4 protein-coding genes and 2 pseudogenes are annotated in these 5,531 nt (G+C 58.1%); 4 read left to right on the top strand and 2 right to left on the bottom strand.

Going from position 1 to position 5,531, the window contains the following annotated elements; genetic code table 11:
* Positions 1–241: 241 nt before the first annotated feature.
* From ACF8EA_RS25250 to guaA, 4 genes and pseudogenes are all read left to right on the top strand, one after another.
* Positions 242–388: pseudogene (locus ACF8EA_RS25250) on the top strand (sulfite exporter TauE/SafE family protein); the annotation flags it as partial.
* 47 nt (positions 389–435) lie between these two features.
* A complete protein-coding gene (locus ACF8EA_RS25245; RefSeq protein WP_103463198.1) occupies positions 436–993 on the top strand; it encodes a sugar ABC transporter ATPase in 558 nt (185 codons plus the stop codon).
* An 86-nt stretch (positions 994–1,079) separates the two neighbouring features.
* A complete protein-coding gene (gene guaB / locus ACF8EA_RS25240) occupies positions 1,080–2,549 on the top strand; it encodes an IMP dehydrogenase (RefSeq protein WP_392523648.1) in 1,470 nt (489 codons plus the stop codon).
* 78 nt (positions 2,550–2,627) lie between these two features.
* Positions 2,628–4,205 (top strand): glutamine-hydrolyzing GMP synthase, encoded by a 1,578-nt coding sequence (guaA, locus tag ACF8EA_RS25235; protein ID WP_021781918.1) that lies wholly within the window; start codon positions 2,628–2,630, stop codon positions 4,203–4,205.
* Positions 4,206–4,474: 269 nt separating this feature from the next.
* Here the strand turns inward: guaA and ACF8EA_RS25230 are convergent, their stop codons facing one another.
* Both ACF8EA_RS25230 and ACF8EA_RS25225 read right to left on the bottom strand, forming a co-directional pair.
* Positions 4,475–4,795, bottom strand: a complete 321-nt coding sequence (locus tag ACF8EA_RS25230) for a hypothetical protein (protein WP_021781919.1) — start codon at positions 4,793–4,795, stop codon at positions 4,475–4,477.
* 8 nt (positions 4,796–4,803) lie between these two features.
* Positions 4,804–5,531 (bottom strand): annotated as a pseudogene (locus ACF8EA_RS25225) (hypothetical protein); the annotation flags it as partial.

The following is a 5,531-nucleotide window of genomic DNA, read 5'->3' as shown; positions in this document are numbered from 1 at the left end:
AAGGCGGTCGCGCGCGCCTGTAACAGGCGTGACTGGCCCGAAACAAACGTAGGAGCGAGCGCAGCTCGCGATGCGCCGCGCGGGCGGCGCTCGATCTCACAGGCACCAAAAACCCCAAGACATGCACCTGTTTGCCCCGGCGCAATCCTGCGACGAATACAAGGACTACCCAGGAACTCGGCACGATGCTCGCTCAGCTCTCCTCATGGCCATCGCTGGGGCCTACATTGTCTTCGGCATCGCCTGCCTGCTGCCTGTCATGTTCACTGGCCTGTGGGTAGGGCGTCGGTTGACCCACCGGTTATCCCGCGAAGCGTTCGTACGCCTGGTCACCTTGCTGGTGCTGGCCAGCGGCCTGGCGTTGATTGGTCGCTACCTGAGCGCCTGAGCGGTAGAATTGCGTCATTACCGGCGTTTCTCAGGCTTGTCCCGTTCATGAACACCCAGAGCATCATCGTTCCAAAGCTGTCTACCGTCCCGGTGCATGAAGCCCGCTCCCGCGCCATCCTGCGCTGGCTGGTGCGCGAAAAAGTCGTCGAGGAGCAACTGACCACCTGCGGTCGCACCGGCAACCGCATGGGCCATGCCCTGGCGGCAGGGGCGCGCAAAGTGGCCCTGCACCCGGAAAAACTGCCCTTCGGCGAGCCGGTCAACGGCCTGGAAGTGATGCTCAAGCGCTGCATCTACACCCCCACCGAAGGCTTCCTCGAAGAAGCCGGTTGCCCGGAGTGCCGGCGCGAGGTAGGCGAGCCGTTGTTCGAAAGCCTGGAAGAGTGGATGCCGGCAGTGAGCGACAACTTTACCTGCCCACTGTGCGGCTTCGAAGATGACATCAATGGCTTCATTTACCTGCAGCCATGTGCCTTTTCCAACCTGGGGTTCATCTTCAACAACTGGGGCGAGGCTGGTTTCACCCAGGCCTTTCTCGACAGCTTCGCCGACTGGCTCGACCAGCCGGTGGCCGTGGTGCAGGTAAAACTGCCACAAGCCTGACCGAAGGCCCTTATTTTGCATTGAGCGGCGCGCCATGCATGAGTATAATGGCGCGCTTCCATTTTTCCCGCCCGGGAGCCCCCGCGATGCTGCGTATCAGCCAAGAAGCCCTGACCTTCGACGATATCCTCCTTGTACCTGGCTATTCCGAGGTACTGCCCAATGAAGTCAGTCTCAAGACCCGTTTGACCCGTGGCATCGAGCTGAACATTCCGCTGGTTTCCGCTGCCATGGATACCGTGACCGAAGCGCGTCTGGCCATTGCCATGGCACAGGAAGGCGGTATCGGCATCATCCACAAGAACATGACCATCGAACAACAGGCCGGCGAAGTGCGCAAGGTCAAGAAGTTCGAGGCTGGCGTGGTCAAGGACCCGATCACCATCGACGCCGATGCCACTGTGCGCGACCTGTTCGAGCTGACCCGCCTGAACAACATCTCGGGTGTGCCGGTGCTGGCGAACGGCGACCTGGTCGGCATCGTCACCTCCCGTGACGTGCGCTTCGAAAATCGTCTGGACGCCAAGGTCCGCGACGTGATGACGCCGAAAGAGCGTCTGGTCACCGTCCGCGAAGGCGCCGACAAAAATGAAGTTCGCGAGCTGCTGCACAAGCATCGTCTGGAAAAAGTCCTGATCGTTGACGACAAGTTCAGCCTCAAGGGCATGATGACCGTCAAGGACATCGAAAAGGCCAAGGCCTACCCGCTGGCCAGCAAGGACGACCAGGGTCGCCTGCGCGTCGGCGCCGCCGTCGGCACCGGCAAGGACACCGGCGAGCGCGTTGCTGCGCTGGTGGCGGCTGGCGTTGATGTTGTCGTCGTCGACACTGCCCACGGCCACTCCAAAGGTGTGATCGACCGCGTACGCTGGGTGAAAGAAACCTACCCGCAAGTGCAGGTGATCGGCGGCAACATCGCCACCGGCGCTGCCGCCAAGGCCCTGGCCGAAGCGGGTGCCGATGCGGTCAAGGTCGGTATCGGCCCTGGCTCTATCTGCACCACTCGTATCGTTGCCGGTGTCGGCGTGCCGCAAATCAGCGCCATCGCCAACGTTGCCGCAGCACTGGAAGGCACTGGCGTGCCACTGATCGCTGACGGCGGTATCCGCTTCTCCGGTGACCTGTCCAAGGCCATCGTTGCCGGTGCTTCCTGCGTGATGATGGGTTCGATGTTCGCCGGTACCGAAGAGGCCCCGGGTGAAGTCGAACTGTTCCAGGGCCGTTCCTACAAGGCTTACCGCGGCATGGGCTCGCTGGGTGCCATGGCACAGGCGCAAGGCTCGTCCGACCGTTACTTCCAGGACTCCTCGGCCGGCGCCGAGAAGCTGGTACCGGAAGGCATCGAAGGCCGCGTTCCTTACAAAGGTGCCCTGGCCGCGATCATCCACCAGCTGATGGGCGGCCTGCGTTCGTCCATGGGCTACACCGGCAGCGCAACCATCGAAGAAATGCGCACCAAGCCGGAGTTCGTGCGTATCACCGGTGCCGGCATGGCCGAATCCCACGTGCACGACGTGCAAATCACCAAAGAAGCCCCTAACTACCGCGTAGGCTGAGGCTTCCAGCTACAACATAAAGCGGGGCTGTCATGACAGCCCCGCGTCGTTTCCGATTTCCACTGACGAGATTGAGTCATGGCCCTCGACATTCACGCTCACCGCATCCTGATCCTCGATTTCGGTTCCCAGTACACCCAGCTGATCGCCCGCCGCGTGCGCGAAATCGGCGTGTACTGCGAACTGCACCCGTTCGACATGGACGATGAAGCGATCCGCGAATTCAACCCGCGCGGCATCATCCTTGCCGGCGGCCCCGAGTCGGTCCACGAAGCCAACAGCCCGCGCGCTCCGCAAGCCGTGTTTGACCTGAATGTGCCTGTGCTGGGTATCTGCTACGGCATGCAGACCATGGCCGAGCAGATGGGCGGCAAGGTAGAAGGTTCCGACCTGCGTGAGTTCGGTTATGCCCGCGTGGACGTTGTCGGCAAGAGCCGCCTGCTCGACGGCATCGAAGACCACGTTGACGACGATGGCGTGCTGGGCCTGGACGTGTGGATGAGCCACGGTGACAAGGTCACCCAGATGCCTTCCAACTTCAGCATTCTGGCCAGCACCCCAAGCTGCCCGATCGCCGGTATGTACGACGACGCCCGCGGCTACTACGGCGTGCAGTTCCACCCCGAAGTGACCCACACCAAGCAAGGTGGTCGCATCCTGTCCCGTTTCGTGCAGGACATCTGCGGCTGTGAAGCCCTGTGGACGGCGTCCAACATCGTTGAAGACGCCATCGCCCAGGTGCGTGCGCAAGTCGGTTCGGCCAACGTTCTGCTGGGCCTGTCCGGCGGCGTCGACAGCTCGGTGGTTGCCGCGCTGCTACACCGTGCCATCGGCGATCAGCTGACCTGCGTATTCGTCGACAACGGCCTGCTGCGCCTGCACGAAGGCGACCAGGTGATGGCCATGTTCAAAGAGAACATGGGCGTCAAGGTAATCCGCGCCGACGCTGAAAAGCAGTTCCTCGACAACCTGGCCGGCGAAGCCGACCCGGAGAAGAAGCGCAAGATCATCGGCCGCACCTTCATTGATGTGTTCGATGCCGAAGCCAGCAAGCTGGAAAACATCCAGTTCCTCGCCCAGGGCACCATCTACCCGGACGTGATCGAGTCGGCTGGCGCCAAGAGCGGCAAGGCTCACGTGATCAAGTCGCACCACAACGTCGGCGGCCTGCCCGAGGAGATGAACCTCAAGCTGGTCGAGCCGCTGCGTGAACTGTTCAAGGACGAAGTGCGCAAGATCGGCCTGGAGCTGGGCCTGCCATACGACATGGTCTACCGCCACCCGTTCCCGGGCCCGGGCCTGGGCGTGCGTATCCTTGGTGAAGTGAAGAAGGAATACGCCGACATCCTGCGTCGCGCCGACCACATCTTCATCGAAGAGCTGCGCAAGGCCGACTGGTACCACAAGACCAGCCAGGCATTCGTGGTATTCCAGCCGGTCAAGTCGGTCGGCGTCGTCGGCGACGGCCGTCGCTACGCCTGGGTTGTCGCCCTGCGTGCCGTCGAGACCGTGGACTTCATGACCGCGCGTTGGGCACACCTGCCGTACGAGCTGCTGGAAACTGTCAGCGGTCGTATCATCAACGAAATCGACGGTATCTCGCGCGTTACCTACGACGTGTCGAGCAAGCCGCCGGCGACCATCGAGTGGGAGTAGGGGGTATTCGTAACTATCTGATCTAGTTGTAAAAAATAAAGATAGATAGTTACTTTTACTGTGTCATTAATGGCGTTTTTCATGGTGCGGATGGTTGGCATCTGCACAAGTACCTCTATACCATGATCGGCATTAGAAATGCCGACATGGTGTCGAGAGTACTAGAAGATCCATTTACACATCACAGTCCTTGGTGAAGGCGCGCATTCAGTCAGCGCGCATGCAGGGGGCACGCCAGCTAAGAAACTGCGTAACAGACATCCTGGTTTTTACTCCTCCTTTCGAGCTTCTCTAATCATGTCTTCCATCATTTTGTATGTTTCTGAATTTCGGATTCCAATAAGCTCGATGTAGAAGGTGCTATAAGCTTCCGAAAGCTCTTTGTATTTTCTGAGATTTGACTCATCCATAATTTTACTACCTGGTACGTCCCTAGCCTCAACTGGAGTGCTAATTTCGCCCCGCTCAGCTGCGGATATTAAATGCTCCAATTGTTCGTATAAATATAGCGCTGCTGGCTCTGTTTTCTTGTGTAGCTCGAGATTTTTTCGTAGTTCTACTGCCGCTTTTTTTAAAGCCAGAATGTCCATGATGATTCCTAGTTATCGATTTCGCCTATGAGTTTCGCAGCAGACCACTCTTGTCTGTTAGGCACCAGGTATTGGGACGCCCCTCCAGCTCTCGTGATATTACCTCCAAACTCCACCGTTGGTGCTACTTTGCTCATAAAAACCTCAGTAGGCTGGAGTGGGGTGATCTCAAATATAGAGTATCTCGAGTTTTCGCTAATGACGGGTAAGCCAAGTGAGTCCGCTAGGGTTCTTCCAGATTTTGCAGCCGCTTTTAATTCATCCATGGTGGTAAAAAAAGGTGAGAAATCAGAAACGCCCTTTTCGCCAATAGGTACAGTTTTCACAAGGGGGGGTGTTATGTGTGTGGTCACCGGTATGGTACTGCCTGATGCGATTTGGCTAAAAGCTCTCTCAATGAGAACATCAGGCGATGTATCAGGAGCTGCTGCTATAATTTTAGCGAAATATTTTCTCCCTTCCTCGCTAGCCAAATACTCTTGAACTGTTTGGGTGCTTAAACCCTTGGGCTCAAATGTTTTGGCTTTTTGTCGTTTATTTTCCACTGAAGTGAATGTAGGATCCTGCTTGGCGTAAAAATCACGCATCTCAGTTTCACGCGCTAGGGTCTCAACTGAACTGACGCCTTTGATCTGCAACTCAGGCTGCGCCAGAATCTTCTGCTCATTCTTCGCCAACCAATCCGCAAACTGCCTATTGGAGATCTCCGCCTGAAGCTTGGCGCTGCGCGTTGCAA

It is taken from the genome of Pseudomonas sp. YQ_5, from assembly GCF_043103305.1.
Taxonomy (GTDB): domain Bacteria; phylum Pseudomonadota; class Gammaproteobacteria; order Pseudomonadales; family Pseudomonadaceae; genus Aquipseudomonas; species Aquipseudomonas putida_Y.
Note: the sequence above shows the minus strand (reverse complement) of the source record. Positions and strands in the feature narration are given on the sequence as shown.

Excerpts from the sequence above, each read along its gene's own strand:
- guaB (WP_392523648.1), top strand. The coding sequence starts at position 1,080 with ATGCTGCGTATCAGCCAAGAAGCCCTGACCTTCGACGATATCCTCCTT.
- guaA (WP_021781918.1), top strand. The coding sequence starts at position 2,628 with ATGGCCCTCGACATTCACGCTCACCGCATCCTGATCCTCGATTTCGGT.
- ACF8EA_RS25230 (WP_021781919.1), bottom strand. The coding sequence starts at position 4,795 with ATGGACATTCTGGCTTTAAAAAAAGCGGCAGTAGAACTACGAAAAAAT.
- ACF8EA_RS25245 (WP_103463198.1), top strand. The coding sequence starts at position 436 with ATGAACACCCAGAGCATCATCGTTCCAAAGCTGTCTACCGTCCCGGTG.